This is a genomic window from Photobacterium frigidiphilum (assembly GCF_003025615.1).
Lineage (GTDB): Bacteria > Pseudomonadota > Gammaproteobacteria > Enterobacterales > Vibrionaceae > Photobacterium > Photobacterium frigidiphilum.
In genome coordinates, this window is the sequence record NZ_PYMJ01000028.1 from 24,730 (window position 1) to 43,018 (window position 18,289).

The following is an 18,289-nucleotide window of genomic DNA, read 5'->3' on the forward strand; positions in this document are numbered from 1 at the left end:
TATTCTTTGCTCAAGCTTTGTTGATTAATGATAAAACTGCGTGAGCGGCTCGATTATCTGCATCGCACTTTATTGATTGATGCATACGAGAAAATTCACTCAATAGTTCAGTATTATCAGAACTCAAAATTCGATCAACTTCGGCACTTAATTTTTCAGGCACGCAATCTTCTTGCAGTAATTCGGTCACCAACGGTTTGTCGGCCAAAATGTTTGCCAGAGACACATATTTTGTTTTAACCAAACGTCTTATTATCCATGCGGTCAAAGGCTTCACTTTGTAACCCACCACCATCGGACGACCAACAAGCATGCACTCTAATGCAACAGTACCTGATGCCAATAACACCGCATCTGAAGCTGTCATCACATTACGCGCGGTATCATTCACCAATACAAAATCGAGCTCTGGAGCCGTTTCTTGCCATGATTGTTCAAATTGTTCACGGCGCTTTTCATTGACTAAGGCAACAACAAAACCAAGGTCTGGGTGTTTTTGCTTAAGCAATTTACAGGTTTCAATGAAAGGAGCAGCTAACATCCCCATCTCACTGCCACGGCTACCGGGTAATACGGCTAGCCAGCGCTTACTGCCATCAAGGTTCAGTAACGCTTGTGCTGCTGCTTTATCGGTTTTAAGGGGAATAGCGTCAGCCATCGTATGCCCAACAAACTCACAAGGCACATTAAACTTATCATAAAACGCTTTTTCAAAAGGTAAGAAAGCCAACACCAAGTTAGTTGCTGCCTCGATTTTGAAAATCCGCTTTTGGCGCCACGCCCATACCGATGGGCTCACGTAATGAACCGTCTTAATACCATGCTGTTTTAAATCTAGCTCTAGACGCAGATTAAAATCAGGCGCATCAATACCGACGAATACATCCGGTGGGTTTTCAGTAAAGTATTTCACTAACTCAGCTTTAACTTTAAGCAAGCGAGGCAAACGCCCTAATACTTCCACAATTCCCATCACCGCAAGCTCTTCCATATCAAACAGCGCTTCACAGCCTTCTGCTTCCATACGTGGACCTGCGACACCAACAAACTCAGCGTCAGGGTATTGGGCTTTAATCGCACGAATAAAGCCGGCACCTAAAATATCGCCGGAGATTTCCCCAGCGACAATTCCTATTCGAAGTGGCTTCGTCATTAGCGAATAATACCGCGTTCTGTGTTATTCAGAGCATCACATAGTAAACCAACAGATGGCCACTCTTCAGCCATTTCAGCTAATACTGGCTTCACTTCTGCCAATGTTTTTCCTGAACGGTAAATTTCTTTATATGCACGACGCAGAGCATGAAGTTCTGGCTTTTCGAAGCCATTGCGTTGAAGGCCAACCAAGTTCAAACCGAAAGGTGTAGCATGGTTACCTTGCGCTAAGACATATGGAGGTACATCTTGCACAACCGCCGAACAACCACCAACATAGCTATAAGCACCAACAGTACAAAATGGATGGATTGCAGATAGCGCCATTACACCAGCGTGATCACCAACTGTGACATGCCCGCCAAGAATTGAATTATTACCAATATGTGTATGGTCGCCAATCACAACATCATGAGCAACGTGTGCATTAACACACAATAGGTTGTCATTACCAACAGTTGTGACGCCTTTATCTTGCGTGGTACCACGGTGAAGTTGGACGCTTTCACGAATAACATTGCGATCACCGACCACAAGACGTGTGGCTTCACCGCTGTATTTCTTATCTTGGCACTCTTCACCAATCACTGCGAATGGGAAAATACGATTATCTTGACCAATAACCGTAGGGCCTTTGATCACAACGTGTGACATCACTTCTGTGCCGTCACCAATTTCTACATCTGCGCCGATATAAGTAAATGGACCAACGGTAACATTCGCGCCAATTTTAACGCCGTCTTCGACTACAGCCGATGGGTGGATTTTTGCAGTTTCATGGATCATTAGAATTCTCGTCTTGCGCATTTAAGCTCAGCAGAGCAAACAACTTCACCGTCAACTTTTGCGGTGCCATTAAATAGAGCAATACCACGGCGCTCTTTTATAAACTCAACGTTTAAAACAAGCTGGTCGCCAGGAACAACAGGTTTACGGAACTTCGCTTTATCAATGCTTGCAAAGTAATACAGTTCATTTTCAGAGGGAGCACCAAAGCTTTTAAAAGCCAATAAACCAGTAGCTTGAGCCATTGCTTCAAGAATCATCACGCCAGGAAAAATAGGCATCTTAGGGAAATGGCCAGTAAATAAAGGCTCATTTATTGAGACGTTTTTATATGCTGTTAACGTTTGACCTTCTTCGTAATCCGTTACACGATCAATCATTAAAAATGGGTAACGGTGCGGTAAAAGCGCCTGAATTTCTGTGATATTTAATGTTTTCTTTTCGCTCGTCAAAACTACATTCCTGTTCTAAATAGGCAACTTACACCTATAACAATAATTTTCAAAACCATATATATTAAACGCAAAACGGCCTACGCATGCGCAGGCCAGTTCAACGAACTCTGTTGAAGATTAATTAGTTGCTCTCATTCAGCTTTTTTTCAACTGATTTAAGGCGCTTATTCATCTCTTCAATTTTCATCACTCGAGCCGCTGTTTTGCGCCATTCGCGATTAGTCTGCAATGGTATTCCTGATGAGTATACACCAGGCTCACTGATAGCACGCATGACCATTCCCATTCCGGTAATCGTAACACCATCAGTAATTTCTATATGACCATTAATCACAGTTGCACCACCAATAAAGCAATGCTTACCAATCTTTAAGCTACCGGCCATTGTTGTTGCACCAGCAATTGCCGTGTTTTCACCGATAGACACGTTATGGGCAATTTGGCAGTGGTTATCAATAATAACACCATCGGCAATAATGGTATCATCAAGCGCACCACGATCAATCGTAGTACACGCACCAATTTCTACATTATTACCAATATGGACAGAGCCTAGTTGTGGGATTTTGACCCACTTACCACGATCATTAGCATACCCAAAACCATCAGAACCAATTACAGCACCTGATTGTACTAAGCAATCATTCCCTAATGTCACCTTGTGGTAAATAGATACATTCGCCCAAATTTTACTGCCTGCACCAATAACTGCATGCTGTCCAATAAAGCTGCCAGCACCTATTTGTACGTTAGCGCCTATTTGTGCGCCTGATTCAATAACCGCATTATGACCAATAGCAGCACCTTCACCGATTATTGCATCATCAGCAATATATGCCGATGGCGCAACATTTGAAGCAGATTTAGGTGTCGTATCCAATAATTGAGCAAGAAGTGCATACCCTAAATACGGGTCTTTCAGTACCAGTGCATTCCCATCAAAAAACGATAAATCAGCCTCTTTCAGCATGACTGCCGACGCCTGACATTCTGCTAAATGTTTACGGTACTTACTTGCAGATAAGAAGGTAATTTGCCCTTCAGTCGCTTTTTCCATGCCAGCAATTGATTGAATTTCTACAGAACCATCTCCACGAAGTTCTGCACCCAATTTATCTGCTATTTCAGCAAGAGTAATACGTGCCATTGTTAACCTTATTCTTTTATAACTGCTCAGCTCAACGCTATCTTGCTGTTGAGCAAAATAGCGTTAAGAGAATAATCACTTTATTTTACTGCAGTGATAACTTTATTAGATAAGTCATCTTTAGGATCTGCAAACAATACAGCTTGTGCATCAACCACGATATCGTAGCCTTCTTTCTTCGCTACAGTTTGGATTGCTGTACGAATTTTCATCACTAATTTCTGCTCTTCTTCTTGACCACGACGACGCTGGTCTTCTTGAAGTGCTTTAGCCTTTAGCTTGTAAGTAGAATCAAGAGATGCTAATTCACGCTGAATCTTAGTACGATCAGTTGAGCTCATTAACTCACCATCACGCTTCATTTTCTCGACCTTCGTTTTCATTCGGTTTTCTATACCACGAAGCTCATCAATGCGATCTTTGAACTCTTTACGTAGCTTTTCAGACACATTGTAACGCTTAGCTAACTGAGCCATTGCTTGACCCGTTGCAACATAGCCCACTTTTTGTGCCGCTTCAGCAGCCTGCGCATACATTGAAGATGATAAAATAACCAAACTTAAACTTGCTGCTTTAATCCACTGTTTCAAAAGACTTCTCCTCAAAAAATTAGAATGTTCGTCCAATGGTGAATGTGAAGAATTCTTCATCATCACCGTCGTATTTCTTGATCGGACGAGCAACCGAGAATACCAATGGGCCCATAGGTGACATCCACTGTAAAGCAGCACCGTATGACGCACGAATTAATCCCATGTCGGAATAATCTTCAAGATATTTACCGTCAGTATCTTTCAAATCATATTCCGTATCCCACACTGTACCAGCATCAATAAATAGACTAGTACGGATCTGGTTACGAATTTCATCTGATGCAAACGGAGTTGGAACAATAAGCTCCATACTTGCTAATGCAACGGCGTTACCACCTGCCGCATCATCAGTACCAGTTGCACAATTGTTGTTACCACCAATTGAGCTACCCGTACTACAACCACCAACATAAACAGCTTTAGGGCCAACAGTGTTAGAACGGAAACCACGTAGCGTAGTGAAACCACCCGCGTAGAAGTTTTCGTAGAATGGCAGTAATTGATCACTACCATTGTCTGTTGTGCCATAACCATTACCGTAACCTAAGCGACCACGAAGTAATAAGCTAAAATCATGTCCGTCGTTTAACGGGAAGTATTGTCGAACATCGTACTGCGTTTTGAAATACTGAGCATCAGAGCCCGGAATTGTCATACGGAATGATGCACGTTGGTGATTACCCGCTGTCGGGAAATAACCACGGTTCAAGTTGTTACGTGTCCATGAAACCGACCAGTCAAAGTCATCCAGTTCGATCACATTTTGACCTCGGTCGAAGCCATGAATCTTTTTGAATTTTTCAATCTGGTAATATTCTTGGGTATTCGAGATCTTGTTATGATCGTAACCAAGGCCAAATTCGAAGAAGTTTAATTCATCAAACGGGAAACCCCATGTCAAACTTGTACCATAACTTTGGTTGGTATAGTCCGAAATGTTTGCATCCGATGCTTCAAACTCGTTGTAGTAAATTTTACCACCTAAGCTGATACCATCGATCGTGAAATAAGGGTCACGGTATTCTAAGCTGACATTTTTTTGGTAATCATTCATCATCGCATTGATGCCAAAACGGTTACCGGTGCCTAAGAAGTTATCTTGCTGAATACCAGCTTGGAAACTGATACCTGATTCAGTACCATAACCAACACCGAAGTTAATGCTACCGGCATTCGCCTCTTTCACGACATATTTGATGTCGACCTCATCATCAGAACCCGGAACACGAACGGTTTGTACATCGACGGTTTCAAAGAAGCCAGTTCGATTCAAACGACTCTTACCGCTTTCAACAGATTTCGAGTTCAGCCAACTGCCTTCCATTTGACGCATCTCTCGACGTAACACTTCATCTTTCGTCGATGTGTTACCAGAGAACTGGATATTACGTACATAAATACGCTTACCAGATTCAACGTTTACAAGCAGTGAGACTTCATTATTATCGTCATCAAAATCAGGAATGGTTGTTACCTGCGGGTACGCATAACCAGACTCACCTAATGTTCGCTTAACGGCTTCTTCAAGCGCAGTGACTTGTGCACCGTTATAGATATCACCATCTTTGATTGTAACAAGTTCGTTTAGGTCACTATTATCTTTCGATAAATCGCCACGGAACGTTACACCTTTCACTTTATACTGCTCGCCCTCATCAATTTTAAGCGTGATATACACACCTTTTTTATCTGGAGAGATTGAGACTTGAGTTGAGTCTAACTTGTATTTCAAGTAACCATTATTCAAGTATTGCGAGCGTAATATTTCTAAATCACCGGCGAGTACTTGCTTTTGATATTTTTCATCAGCAAGGAAGTTCCACCATGGAATATCAGCCTTCAAGTTAAATTTACTGCTCAGTTCTGCATCAGTAAAAACGTCATTACCAATGAAGTTGATCTGCTGAATTTTTGCCGATACACCTTCAGTGAAGACAAACTTAAGATCCGCACGATTTCGAGGCAATGGGGTAACAACAGCTTGTACGCTGGCGTTATATTTACCTACACTGTAGTAAAAGTCTTCTAGTCCTTTTTCTATTTTACTGAGTGTCGTACGATCAAGTGCTTCACCAATACGAAGATTCGATGAATCTAGATTATCAGTAAGTTGCTCTTCCTTGATCGCCTTATTTCCCGAAAATGTTATGTTGGCAATTGTCGGACGCTCAAGCACTTTGACAACCAGTGCATCACCATCACGAAATACTTTAATATCTTCGAAGTTACCGGAAGCAAAAAGAGCCTGAATAATTTCCGCTACATCACGATCATCAACATTATCGCCTACACGTACTGGCATTTTTAACAATGCAGCCCCCATAGTGACACGTTGAAGTCCTTCAAAACGAATATCGTCAACTACAAATTGTTCCGCGCTCTGCGCAACACTGCTACCGAGTAAGAGTGATGCAATCAACAGTTTTTTTATCGCCATTACTGTTCTAATTATTCCTTGCTAAAAAACGCATTTATTAAAGGCGGGTAAAATCATTGAATAGCGCTACGGCCATTAATGCAACCAAAATGGCTGATCCCACTCTATAGCCAAGATCCTGAACACGCTCAGAAACGGGACGACGGGTTACAGCTTCAATGGCAAAATACATTAAATGTCCACCATCAAGTACCGGAAGCGGTAACAAGTTAACTATCCCTAAGTTCACACTAATCAGAGCTAAAAATCCAAGGAAATACACCAAACCGTAATCGGCGGTCATTCCAGCCCCTTTCGCTATGGATATTGGACCACTTAGATTTTTAAGCGCCACATCACCAGTCACCAACTTCGTCACCATACCAAAGGTCAACGTCACCAACTGCCAGGTTTTTTCTGTTGCTTTTCCTACCGCGTCTATAGGACCAAACTGAAGATTAATACGGTATGACTCAGGCCACGCTTCCACTTCTGGTGCAAAACCTGCGTATCCAATTAATTCATCATTCGCCAATTTTTTCGATTTTGGTGTCAAAGTCACCGAAACACGTTGCCCTTCACGCTCTAAATCAAACAATAACGCTTGTTCAGGATGTGAACGAACAGCATCGACAACCTCTTGCCATTGCGAGATCGGAGTATTATCGATCGCCACAATTTTATCATTTAACCTGAATCCGGCATCAATTGCTGCTCCACCGTCAACAAGTTGTGAGATGGAAAGGGTTATTGCAGGTGAATAGGGTGCAATACCTAGCGTTGTTAAAACACGTTCGCTTTCAGGGTCAAATGACCAAGTGCTTAGGTTTAAAGTACGCTGAACCTCATAGTCATTATTAGGTTCAGTGACTGTAATAACCATTTCTTTATCACCGATATGAGAAATCATCGCCATATTAGCGGATTCCCAATCAGCGGTTTTGATTCCTGAAATAGATTTTAGTTCCATTCCAGAGCTAATTCCTGCTTCCGCCGCTATCGATTGCGGAGCGACGTCACCAATAATAGGACGAACGGCAGGAATACCAATCAGATAAACGACCCAATAAGCAAAGATAGCAAAAATAAAGTTCGCCATGGGTCCGGCAGCAACAATCGCACTACGTTGCCATAGTGGTTTATTATTGAAAGCCATATGTTTTTTATCAGCTGGTACGTCATCAACACGCTCATCGAGCATTTTAACGTAACCACCCAGTGGAATCATAGCCAGCGTATATTCTGTGCCATCTTTACCCACTTTACGCCATAACGACTTACCAAAACCGATGGAAAAGCGTTCAACATAGACACCACAACGTCGAGCGACCCAAAAATGACCGAACTCATGTACTGCGATTAAAATGCCTAAAGCCAGTATAAATGACCCTAGATTCCATAAAATACTCATCATATTCATGCTACCTTACGAATTATGTTGTGAGTCAAAACACGAGCTCGCATATCTAACTCAATCACACTTTCCAAATCCACTGGTGTCGTCATATCGGCAGAATTAAGAATTTGCTCGTTTATTACAGCAATATCGGTAAAACCGATTTCATTATTTAAAAACGCCGCAACCGCTATTTCGTTCGCCGCATTCAATGCCGTTGTAGCGGCTTGACCTTCATAACATGCATCAATAGCAAGTTTCAGACAAGGATAGCGCGAGTAGTCTGGCGGTAAGAAAGTGAATTCACCAATATTACTGAAGTCTAATGGCGCAACACCCGCATCTACTCTATTAGGGTAGGACATTGCACACGCAATGGGCGTTTGCATATCGGGTAACCCCATCTGCGCCAATACTGAGCCATCTTTGTATTGCACCATGGAGTGAATAACGGACTGTGGGTGAATAATCACTTGCAGCTGCTCTCTAGATGCATTGAACAACCACCGAGCCTCAATATATTCAAGCCCTTTGTTCATCATGGTTGCGGAATCAACTGAGATTTTTGGTCCCATAGACCAATTAGGATGTGCGATTGCCATCTGCGGCGTAACCGATGCCAATTCAGATAGATCAGTATACCTAAATGGTCCACCAGAGCCCGTTAGCAAAATTTTACTAATACCGTACTCTTCCAAATCACAACGCCCCATTGCACGTTGAATATCAGCAGGTAGGCATTGGAAAATGGCATTATGCTCACTATCTACAGGTAATAGCTCAGCGCCGTATTGCTCACACGCATCAATAAACATCTGACCAGACATTACCAATGCTTCTTTGTTCGCTAATAAAATGCGTTTACCCGCTTTCACACCAGCCATTGTCGGTAATAAGCCAGCAGCACCAACTATTGCGGCCATGACAGTGTCAACTTCATCAAGTGCCGCGACTTGGCAGAGCCCTGCTTCACCCGCTAAAACTTGGGTACTAATCTCATGCTGTTTCAGTAATGCTGACAATTCCTTCGCAGCCAGCTGAGATGCCATTGCTGCGTATTTTGGTTTCCAGATACGGCATAACTCGAGCATTTTCTGACTATTTGTACCGGCAGCTAAAGCAACAACCTCAAACAATTGCGGGTTCTGTGCTGCAACAGCCAATGTACTACTTCCAATAGAGCCAGTAGCACCAAGAATCGTTAACTTACGCATAAAATCACTTAATTCAGCTATGAAGGGCAGCTTAAGAATCGCTGCCCACTATATGATGTTGCTTACAGTATCCAGAGATACAATAAAGCAAAAACAGGAAGGGCAGCCGTTAAACTGTCAATACGATCAAGGATGCCACCGTGACCAGGTAAAATATTACCACTATCTTTGATGCCAGAAACACGCTTGAACATACTTTCAACCAAGTCACCTAAAACAGATGCAATCACTGTAATAATAGCAATGATGAAAAGGTTGCTTAAGCTAGTAAATGGAATATCCATCAATGTCGCGCCACCCCATGTAATAAGGATCGCTAACAATGCCCCACCGACTAAACCTTCGATAGTTTTATTTGGGCTAACCGCAGGGGCCATTTTAGTTTTACCGAAACGTTTACCAGAGAAGTACGCGCCAGTATCTGCCGCCCACACCAGAAAACAAACCAATAACACAAGTTTTGCACCGTGGTATGGGTTTTCAGCATAGTTAACAGCGCGGAGCATTAAGATGCTCCAAAAAAATGGAATGAGCGTAAGTAACCCAAAGAAGTATTTTAGCCAAGAAGATGTAGACCACAGTTTTACGCTGGATGGATATGTTATTGCTAAGGTAGATGCAATTAACCACCAAATTCCACCCATAAACAGTATGCTATAGTGTGATTCGGTCAGTGTTGATAATGCAGTTACATCGGAAGGTATTACTACTAAGCTTAAGCCTAGGGTCATCGCAGGTACGACCATAGCCACAATCCGCGATTTAGCATCAACAAACTGTGTCCATTCCCAGAAACCAATCAACGTAATCGCAGCAAGAGCAATGACGAAAAAAGAAAATGGTAGTAAAAATATCCCAGCAATCACTAAAGGCGCGAGGATTAGTGCAGTAATAATTCGTTGCTTTAACAAGCGGCGTCCTCTCGTTTGTTATTCATTTTCATTATTCAGGTAAATTATCATGGTTCAATTTTTGTGATATAAGTCAATGCGTTCTATAAAAACGCATTGTTTGAATAATATTTATTCTTGTATTAAAGCTTGAATCTGTTCACCCGTACAACCAAAACGGCGTTCACGGTTAATATACCATGCTATAGCGTTAACAAAGCTTTCTTCATCAAAATCAGGCCAATGCTGCTCTGTGAAGTATAATTCAGCATAAGCTGCCTGCCACAACATAAAATTACTAATACGGCATTCACCACTCGTACGGATCATTAAATCAACATCAGGCAAATCAGCAGTCGACAAGCCAGCAGACAACATATCCTCAGTAATATCTGAAGCCATTAAGCCTTGTTCAGCAATCTGAACGGCTAATTTTTTCGTTGCTTGCAAGATATCCCATTGCCCACCGTAATTGGCAGCAATATTCAAGACTAAACCAGTATTGTTAGCCGTTAACGCTTCCGAGGTTGCTATTTTTCGTTGAAGTCGCTCACTAAAGCCACTTTTGTCACCGATAATACGTAACTGGATATTATTTTTATGAAGACGTTTTACCTCAAGACTCAGTACAGTCATAAACAGTTCCATTAATAATGAAACCTCGTCTTCAGGGCGACGCCAGTTTTCGCTACTAAAAGCAAATAATGTCAAAACCTTAACGCCAAGACGGTTAGCCGTCGAGACACTTTTACGCACGGCTTCAACGCCAGCCTTATGGCCAAACACTCGAGCCTTTCCTTTTGCCTTCGCCCACCGACCATTCCCATCCATAATGACGGCAACATGCTTCGGTAAACATTCAGCAGAAAGTTCAGTTTCGATGGTACGCTCTGCCATGTTTCTCCCTCAAAAAAAAACGCTGTGCTGTACGCACAGCGCTTCAAATATCATAAAGCTAAATCATATTGGAAAGACAAGTGTCTTAAACTTCCATTAACTCTTTTTCTTTCACTTCAAGAACAGTATCAATGTTCTTAACTGCAACATCTGTCAGTTTCTGAATTTCATCTTGTGCACGACGATCATCATCTTCAGAAATGTCTTTGTCTTTTAGCAATGCTTTTAAGTCTGCATTCGCATCACGACGGATGTTACGAATAGCCACACGGCCTTGCTCTGCTTCTTTACGTACAATCTTAACAAGATCACGACGACGCTCTTCCGTTAAAGGAGGCAATGGTACACGAATTACGGTACCTGCAGACATTGGGTTTAGCCCCAAATCTGACATCATGATCGCTTTTTCGATTTTTGGCGTTAGCTCTCGGTCAAAAACCGTAATCGCCAACGTACGTGAATCTTCAGCAACAACATTTGCAAGCTGCTTAAGTGGTGTATTCGCACCGTAGTATTCTACGTAAATTGTATCAAGTAGACTTGGATGCGCACGACCAGTACGGATCTTAACAAGTTGGTTTTTTAGCGCATCAACGCTTTTTCCCATACGCTCTTGCGCATCATTTTGAATTTCATTAATCACGATTTAGTACCCCTGCTTGGTAATGGTCAGGTTATTTAGTCACGGCGGAGGCCTCAAAAGCCTCCATCCTGAATTAGTCGTTTTTATAGTTAATACGTTTTAAAGCTTCACCAACGTGAATACTCATGTTTTTACATTAACTATTAAGAGATCAAAGTGCCTTCTTGCTCACCCATTACTACGCGACGAAGAGAGCCAGGTTTAGTCATGTTAAAAACACGAATCGGCATTTTATGGTCACGAGCAAGTGTAAATGCAGCTAAGTCCATCACTTTTAGCTCTTTTTCAAGAACGTCTTGGAAACCAAGCTTATCACAAAGAATTGCATCTGGGTTCTTAACTGGATCATCAGTGTAAACTCCGTCAACTTTCGTTGCTTTCAATACTATGTCAGCTTCAATCTCAATACCACGAAGGCATGCAGCTGAATCAGTCGTAAAGAACGGATTACCAGTACCAGCAGCGAAGATCACAACGCGACCTTGACGAAGTTGGCTAATAGCTTCAGCCCAGTTGTAGCTGTCACACACACCATTGAGTGGAATTGCGGACATCACTCGAGCGTTCACATAGGCACGGTGTAATGCATCTCGCATTGCCAAACCATTCATCACAGTTGCTAGCATACCCATGTGGTCGCCCACAACTCGGTTCATACCCGCTTCAGCCAAACCAGCACCACGGAACAGGTTACCGCCACCGATAACAAGGCCAACCTGCACACCCAGTTCAACGAGTTCTTTAACTTCTTGTGCCATACGGTCAAGAACTTTTGCATCAATACCGAAACCTTCTGATCCCTGTAGTGCTTCACCACTTAGTTTAAGTAAAATTCGTTGATAAATTGGTTTAGGGTTTGTGGTCATAAGTATTACCTTCCAGGCTAACTAAACTAAAGAGATATGGAGTTGTAAAAAGACCGCAGCCTTGGCTACGGTCTTTAGAGTTCTTTTTGCTGTGAAGGATTAACCCTTCTGAACAGCTGCAACTTCTTCTGCGAAGCTCATTTCTTGTGCTTTCTCGATGCCTTCACCAACTTCAAAACGGATGAAGTTTGTTACTGTAGCACCTTTAGCTTTCAACATTTGACCAACAGTTTGTGCTGGATCCATGATGAATGCTTGACCAGTTAGAGAAACTTCGCCGGTGAATTTCTTCATGCGGCCAACAACCATTTTCTCTGCAATTTCAGCTGGCTTACCAGATTGGATAGCGATATCGATCTGGATTTGCTTCTCTTTAGCAACAACGTCAGCAGGTACATCTTCAGGAGTTACGAACTCAGGCTTAGATGCAGCAACGTGCATAGCTACTTGCTTAATTGTTTCTTGGTCTGCATCAGATGCAACAACAACACCAATACGGTCGCCGTGACGGTAAGAACCAATTTGTGCGCCTTCGATGAACTCAACACGACGAATGCTGATGTTTTCACCGATTTTAGTTACTAGAGCAATGCGCTTCTCTTCGAAAGCAGCTTGAAGTTCAGCAACATCAACACGGCCTGCAAGAGCTGCATCTGCTACTTCATTAGCAAACGCAAGGAAGCTAGCATCTTTAGCAACGAAATCTGTTTGGCAGTTAACTTCTAGAATTGCAGCAACGCCATCAACTTCTTTGATGATGATTGTGCCTTCAGCTGCAATGTTGCCCGATTTTTTAGCAGCCTTAGCAGCACCGCTCTTACGCATGTTATCAATTGCTAGCTCGATGTCGCCATCTGCTTCAACAAGCGCTTTTTTACAATCCATCATGCCTGCAGCTGTACGCTCACGCAGTTCTTTAACTAGGGCAGCTGTAACTGTTGCCATTGTCATATCCTCGGTTTGAATTCTTGATATAAAAATCAGGGGCCGAAATAGGCCCCTGTTAACCATTCTTAGTTTACACTAGGTAAGCTAAGAAACTCAAAAGAGCGGCTATTAAGCTTCTGCTACGAAACCATCTTGTTCAGCTTGAACAACGATGTCTTGGTTACGAGCTTCAGTTACAGTTTGTGCTACAGCACCAGTGTAAAGCTGAATTGAACGGATTGCATCATCGTTACCAGGGATAACGAAGTCAACGCCGTCTGGGTTAGAGTTAGTATCTACAATAGAGAATACTGGGATACCCAGGTTGTTAGCTTCTTTAATAGCGATGTGTTCGTGATCAGCATCAATTACAAACATTGCGTCAGGAAGACCGCCCATGTTCTTGATACCGCCTAGAGACTTTTCAAGTTTCTCCATTTCACGAGTACGCATTAGCGCTTCTTTCTTTGTTAGCTTTTCGAACGTACCGTCAGCAGACTGAACTTCTAGCTCTTTCAGACGTTTGATTGACTGACGAACAGTTTTCCAGTTAGTCAGCATACCACCCAACCAACGGTTGTTTACGTAGTACTGATCACAGCTGATAGCTGATTCTTTAACAGATTCGCTGGCTGCACGCTTAGTACCAACGAAAAGCACCTTACCTTTACGAGCTGCAATCTTGTTGATTTCAGCTAGTGCGTCGTTGAACATTGGTACAGTTTTCTCAAGGTTGATGATGTGTACCTTGTTACGAGCACCGAAAATGAATGGCTTCATTTTTGGGTTCCAGTAACGAGTTTGGTGACCAAAGTGTACACCAGCCTTAAGCATGTCGCGCATTGATACAGTTGCCATTGAATAATTCCTCTATGGGGTTAGGCGTCCACATATCCCATCCTACCGACCCTCTATCCATTTTACCTAAGTCCATAATGGGCTTATTAAAAATGGCGGGCACCCCGGAGCATGTGTCGATATGTGTGAGTGATTAATAAAAGTATGTGTAATTTAACTAATAGAGTCGAAACCAAACTAGCTAATTACGGCGCGTTTTATACCATATTTTCATAGCAATAATCCAGACTAAGTTTAGTTGATGTATCTAAACTTGGTTTCCATCGCACCTCCTCACTGTTAACATATGATTAATAGCAAACAGTAAAATATAGAGAATATTGTATGAGCATTAAGATCAAAACGGCTGATGAAATAGAAAAAATGCGCGTAGCCGGCCGTTTGGCTGCTGATGTGCTAGAGATGATTGAACCCCATGTAAAGGCAGGTGTAACGACAGAAGAGATCGATCGAATCTGTCACGATTTCATCACAAAAGAGCAGAACGCAATTCCTGCGCCGCTCAACTATCACGGTTTCCCTAAATCGGTTTGTACATCTATCAATCACGTTGTTTGCCACGGCATTCCAGCTGAAAAAGATGAAGACGTTAATGGTTCTTACAACAAACCAGCAGTATTAAAAGATGGCGACATCCTTAATATCGACATCACTGTTATTAAAGATGGCTACCACGGTGACACCTCTAAGATGTTTGAGATCGGTGAAGTATCACTGGATGACAAACGCCTATGCCGTGTTGCACAAGAAAGCCTTTACCTTGCGATTAAGAAGGTAAAACCTGGCACTAAGCTAGGTGAAATTGGTACTGCGATTCAGAAATTCATCAAAACTGGTAACAGCCGCTTTTCTATTGTTAAAGATTACTGTGGTCATGGTATTGGTAACGAATTTCATGAAGAACCTCAGGTTGTTCATTACAAAAACAACGACCGTACCGTGTTAAAAGCGGGTATGTGTTTTACTATCGAACCAATGATCAATGCTGGTAAATTTGGCTGTGTATCTGACGATAATGATGGCTGGACGGTATATACCGTTGATGGCAAAAAATCAGCACAGTGGGAACATACACTACTTGTAACTGAAACAGGTTGTGAAGTGCTTACATTACGAAAAGATGAAACACTACCTCGTATCATCAAAGCATAATATTGAGAAAGTCGGCCATGTGCCGACTTTTCCTTAGTACGAACTCCCCTCAATACTCTCCCCCAACAGTTAGCAACCTATCGATAACTACTACCCATTTATTACGATCCAGTTATAGTAAGACTAAGCACTACATCACAGGGCATGGACCGCGATGATTGACACCTCTACGATAACTAACCCTCAAACACTTCCTGTTGAAGCGATTACTCAAGAAAACTTGCGTAACACGCTTGAACAATTTGCTGAACAGCAAAAACAACAATTTATCCAGCATCGTCCAGTAACCGATTTGGTACTGTCTCGCTCGACTTTCATTGATAAATTATTAATTCGTCTATGGGAACATTATGGCGTAAATCAGTATCCTGATATCGCATTAATCGCTGTAGGTGGGTATGGTCGGGGTGAGTTACATCCATTATCAGATGTCGATATTCTAATCTTAAGCGCTCAACCACTAAGTGATGAAACAGGAAGAATCGTCAGTGAGTTTTTAACCTTTTTATGGGATCTGCGTTTAGAGGTCGGTCATAGTGTACGGACTATCGATGACTGTATTGAAATTGGCAGCGATGATTTAACGGTTGCCACTAATCTAACAGAAGCACGCATACTCTGCGGAAGCAACGATGCATTTCAGTGCTTACAAGAACGCATTAATGCAGGTAATTTTTGGCCGAGTGAAGACTTTTATCGGGCTAAATTAGAAGAACAAAAAACACGCCATGCCCGTTATCACGACACCACATATAATCTAGAACCTGATATCAAATCAAGCCCTGGCGGATTACGAGATATTCATACCTTAAGCTGGGTTGCACGCCGTCATTTTGGGGCGACCAGTTTGTTAGAAATGAGTCGATTTGGCTTTTTAACTGATGCGGAATACCGTGAATTAGTTGAATGCCAAGATTCACTGTGGCGCATTCGCTTTGCCCTACACATTGAGTTACGCCGCTACGATAACCGCCTCACGTTTTCACACCAACCATCCGTTGCTGAGAATTTAGGCTACACCGGAGAAGGCAATCGCGGTGTCGAAATGATGATGAAAGAGTTTTATCGCACATTACGTCGCGTACTTGAACTCAATAAAATGTTACTTCAATTATTTGATCAAGCGATTCTCGATAACGGAAAAACGGTTGAAACTATACAGCTTAGTGATGACTTTCAAATTCGCGGGCATTTAATTGAAGCAACCAAACCGGCATTATTCCAAGCCCGCCCTGAAACGATCCTTGATATGTTTTTGCACATAGCACAAAACGGTGACATTGAAGGTATAGCGGCTCCGACACTTCGCCAACTACGTACAGCTCGACGACGTTTAAACGTGTTTTTAGTTGATATTCCCGAGGCCCGTGAAAAATTCATGGAATTGGTTCGTCAGCCAAATACTTTACAAAAAGCATTTCGCTTAATGCACCGTCATGGCGTTTTATCGGCATATTTACCTCAATGGAGCCAGATTGTAGGTCAGATGCAATTTGATTTATTCCATGTATACACGGTCGATGAACACAGTGTTCGCCTCATCAAGAATCTCAATAAATTTAATGACCCAGAGAACCGTGAACGTCACCCTATTTGCTGTGAAGTCTATCCAAGAATAATCAAAAAGGAATTACTCACCATTGCGGCTATTTTCCATGATATAGCTAAAGGCCGTGGCGGGGATCACTCTGAACTTGGTGCTATTGAAGCTCGTAAATTCTGTATCCAACACGGTTTGTCACGCCCAGAAACTAACCTCATCGCTTGGTTGGTTCAAAAGCACCTCCTGATGTCAGTTACTGCTCAGCGCCGAGACATCTATGATCCAGAGGTTGTCGCTGAATTTGCCAAAGAAGTGCGTGATGAAGAACGCCTCGATTATTTGATTTGCCTAACCGTGGCTGATATTTGCGCTACAAACCAAGAATTATGGAACAGCTGGAAACGCACTCTGCTCGCAGAGCTCTATTACTCGACTCAAAAAGCGTTGCGCCGTGGATTAGAAAACACCCCTGATGTTCGTGACCGTATCCGCCACAACCAACAGCTATCTTCTGCTATTTTGCGCGGAAAAGGCTTCGCACCTCGTGAAATAGAAGTGCTGTGGCAACGTTTTAAAGCTGACTATTTCTTGCGTCATACACACAAGCAATTAGCCTGGCATGCCGAAGCACTACTCACGCATGATCATGACAAGCCACTAATACTACTCAGTAAAAAAGCAACCAGAGGGGGGACGGAGGTTTTTGTTTATAACAAAGACAAAGCCAAGTTATTTGCGATTGTCGTATCAGAACTGGATAAGAAAAACCTCAGTGTTCACGATGCCCAAGTCATGAACAGTAAAGACGGTTACACACTTGATACATTTATGGTGCTAGACCCGAGCGGAAAAGCCATACCAGAAAATCGCCACAATACGATTCGACGCGCACTCGTCAACGCACTAACAAAAATGAAATCAGAGCGTAAAAATAAACGCGCCCCACGTAAATTAATGCATTTTAACGTTAAAACCCAAGTGGATTTTTTGCCAACTAAAACGGGTAAAAAAACAACAATGGAGCTCATCGCATTAGACACGCCGGGTCTGCTCGCTCGAATTGGTGCTGTATTTGCCAAACAAAAAGTCAGCCTACAAGCCGCCAAAATTACCACCATTGGTGAGCGTGCAGAAGATTTCTTTATTTTGGTCAATGAGCACGGTAGTCCGTTAACGGAAGAGCATCAGCAAGCATTGAAAGAGGCGTTAATCAGCAAGCTGACCCCTCAAGATTAAGGCTTGAGTATGACTACCTGATTCACTCGAATACCTTATTAATACGCATTCTTTACGCTAAATATTTTTTACTTAAAGGATGCGCGATCTTCACCACATTCTGGCTCGACTATCA

Annotated in this window: 16 protein-coding genes; 2 read left to right on the forward strand and 14 right to left on the reverse strand. The window is 42.5% G+C overall.

What is annotated here, in order from left to right:
* Positions 1–10: 10 nt before the first annotated feature.
* The 14 genes from lpxB to rpsB form a co-directional block, all read right to left on the reverse strand.
* Complete coding sequence (gene lpxB / locus C9J12_RS21585; RefSeq protein ID WP_107244590.1) at positions 11–1,153, reverse strand: lipid-A-disaccharide synthase; 1,143 nt, start codon at positions 1,151–1,153, stop codon at positions 11–13.
* Positions 1,153–1,941, reverse strand: a complete 789-nt coding sequence (gene lpxA / locus C9J12_RS21590; protein WP_107244591.1) for an acyl-ACP--UDP-N-acetylglucosamine O-acyltransferase — start codon at positions 1,939–1,941, stop codon at positions 1,153–1,155. The genes lpxB and lpxA overlap by 1 nt, the downstream gene beginning before the upstream one ends.
* Positions 1,941–2,393 (reverse strand): 3-hydroxyacyl-ACP dehydratase FabZ, encoded by a 453-nt coding sequence (gene fabZ, locus C9J12_RS21595; RefSeq protein WP_011219558.1) that lies wholly within the window; start codon positions 2,391–2,393, stop codon positions 1,941–1,943. Before fabZ ends, lpxA begins: the two co-directional genes overlap by 1 nt.
* 124 nt (positions 2,394–2,517) lie before the next feature.
* The gene (gene lpxD / locus C9J12_RS21600) at positions 2,518–3,543 is read right to left on the reverse strand and encodes a UDP-3-O-(3-hydroxymyristoyl)glucosamine N-acyltransferase (protein WP_107244592.1); all 1,026 of its coding nucleotides are present in this window, start codon (positions 3,541–3,543) and stop codon (positions 2,518–2,520) included.
* Between the two features lie 80 nt (positions 3,544–3,623).
* The gene (locus C9J12_RS21605; protein ID WP_006232673.1) at positions 3,624–4,133 is read right to left on the reverse strand and encodes an OmpH family outer membrane protein; all 510 of its coding nucleotides are present in this window, start codon (positions 4,131–4,133) and stop codon (positions 3,624–3,626) included.
* Between the two features lie 19 nt (positions 4,134–4,152).
* Positions 4,153–6,573 carry an outer membrane protein assembly factor BamA gene (bamA, locus tag C9J12_RS21610; protein ID WP_107244593.1) on the reverse strand — a complete coding sequence of 807 codons (2,421 nt, stop codon included), beginning with the start codon at positions 6,571–6,573 and terminating at the stop codon, positions 4,153–4,155.
* Positions 6,574–6,610: 37 nt separating this feature from the next.
* Complete coding sequence (gene rseP / locus C9J12_RS21615) at positions 6,611–7,966, reverse strand: sigma E protease regulator RseP (RefSeq protein ID WP_107244594.1); 1,356 nt, start codon at positions 7,964–7,966, stop codon at positions 6,611–6,613.
* Between the two features lie 2 nt (positions 7,967–7,968).
* Positions 7,969–9,162, reverse strand: a complete 1,194-nt coding sequence (gene ispC / locus C9J12_RS21620) for a 1-deoxy-D-xylulose-5-phosphate reductoisomerase (protein ID WP_107244595.1) — start codon at positions 9,160–9,162, stop codon at positions 7,969–7,971.
* A gap of 62 nt (positions 9,163–9,224) precedes the next feature.
* Entirely contained in the window at positions 9,225–10,073 is an 849-nt protein-coding gene (locus C9J12_RS21625; RefSeq protein ID WP_107244596.1) for a phosphatidate cytidylyltransferase, read from the reverse strand.
* Between the two features lie 111 nt (positions 10,074–10,184).
* Complete coding sequence (locus tag C9J12_RS21630; RefSeq protein ID WP_107244597.1) at positions 10,185–10,949, reverse strand: isoprenyl transferase; 765 nt, start codon at positions 10,947–10,949, stop codon at positions 10,185–10,187.
* An 85-nt stretch (positions 10,950–11,034) separates the two neighbouring features.
* A complete protein-coding gene (gene frr, locus C9J12_RS21635; protein WP_107244598.1) occupies positions 11,035–11,592 on the reverse strand; it encodes a ribosome recycling factor in 558 nt (185 codons plus the stop codon).
* 143 nt (positions 11,593–11,735) lie between these two features.
* The gene (gene pyrH / locus C9J12_RS21640; RefSeq protein WP_107244599.1) at positions 11,736–12,458 is read right to left on the reverse strand and encodes a UMP kinase; all 723 of its coding nucleotides are present in this window, start codon (positions 12,456–12,458) and stop codon (positions 11,736–11,738) included.
* Between the two features lie 99 nt (positions 12,459–12,557).
* Complete coding sequence (tsf, locus tag C9J12_RS21645) at positions 12,558–13,403, reverse strand: translation elongation factor Ts (protein ID WP_107244600.1); 846 nt, start codon at positions 13,401–13,403, stop codon at positions 12,558–12,560.
* 111 nt (positions 13,404–13,514) lie between these two features.
* The gene (gene rpsB / locus C9J12_RS21650; RefSeq protein WP_107244601.1) at positions 13,515–14,243 is read right to left on the reverse strand and encodes a 30S ribosomal protein S2; all 729 of its coding nucleotides are present in this window, start codon (positions 14,241–14,243) and stop codon (positions 13,515–13,517) included.
* Positions 14,244–14,567: 324 nt separating this feature from the next.
* Between rpsB and map the strand changes: the two genes are divergently transcribed.
* Entirely contained in the window at positions 14,568–15,395 is an 828-nt protein-coding gene (map, locus tag C9J12_RS21655) for a type I methionyl aminopeptidase (protein ID WP_006232663.1), read from the forward strand.
* 154 nt (positions 15,396–15,549) lie between these two features.
* On the forward strand, positions 15,550–18,174 hold the full coding sequence (gene glnD, locus C9J12_RS21660) for a bifunctional uridylyltransferase/uridylyl-removing protein GlnD (RefSeq protein ID WP_107244602.1): 2,625 nt from the start codon (positions 15,550–15,552) through the stop codon (positions 18,172–18,174).
* Positions 18,175–18,289 lie beyond the last annotated feature (115 nt).

What these genes read in the sequence shown, in the direction of transcription:
- lpxB (WP_107244590.1), bottom strand. Translation starts at nt 1,153, where the DNA reads ATGACGAAGCCACTTCGAATAGGAATTGTCGCTGGGGAAATCTCCGGC.
- lpxA (WP_107244591.1), bottom strand. Translation starts at nt 1,941, where the DNA reads ATGATCCATGAAACTGCAAAAATCCACCCATCGGCTGTAGTCGAAGAC.
- lpxD (WP_107244592.1), bottom strand. Translation starts at nt 3,543, where the DNA reads ATGGCACGTATTACTCTTGCTGAAATAGCAGATAAATTGGGTGCAGAA.
- bamA (WP_107244593.1), bottom strand. Translation starts at nt 6,573, where the DNA reads ATGGCGATAAAAAAACTGTTGATTGCATCACTCTTACTCGGTAGCAGT.
- rseP (WP_107244594.1), bottom strand. Translation starts at nt 7,966, where the DNA reads ATGATGAGTATTTTATGGAATCTAGGGTCATTTATACTGGCTTTAGGC.
- ispC (WP_107244595.1), bottom strand. Translation starts at nt 9,162, where the DNA reads ATGCGTAAGTTAACGATTCTTGGTGCTACTGGCTCTATTGGAAGTAGT.
- C9J12_RS21630 (WP_107244597.1), bottom strand. Translation starts at nt 10,949, where the DNA reads ATGGCAGAGCGTACCATCGAAACTGAACTTTCTGCTGAATGTTTACCG.
- pyrH (WP_107244599.1), bottom strand. Translation starts at nt 12,458, where the DNA reads ATGACCACAAACCCTAAACCAATTTATCAACGAATTTTACTTAAACTA.
- tsf (WP_107244600.1), bottom strand. Translation starts at nt 13,403, where the DNA reads ATGGCAACAGTTACAGCTGCCCTAGTTAAAGAACTGCGTGAGCGTACA.
- rpsB (WP_107244601.1), bottom strand. Translation starts at nt 14,243, where the DNA reads ATGGCAACTGTATCAATGCGCGACATGCTTAAGGCTGGTGTACACTTT.
- map (WP_006232663.1), top strand. Translation starts at nt 14,568, where the DNA reads ATGAGCATTAAGATCAAAACGGCTGATGAAATAGAAAAAATGCGCGTA.
- glnD (WP_107244602.1), top strand. Translation starts at nt 15,550, where the DNA reads ATGATTGACACCTCTACGATAACTAACCCTCAAACACTTCCTGTTGAA.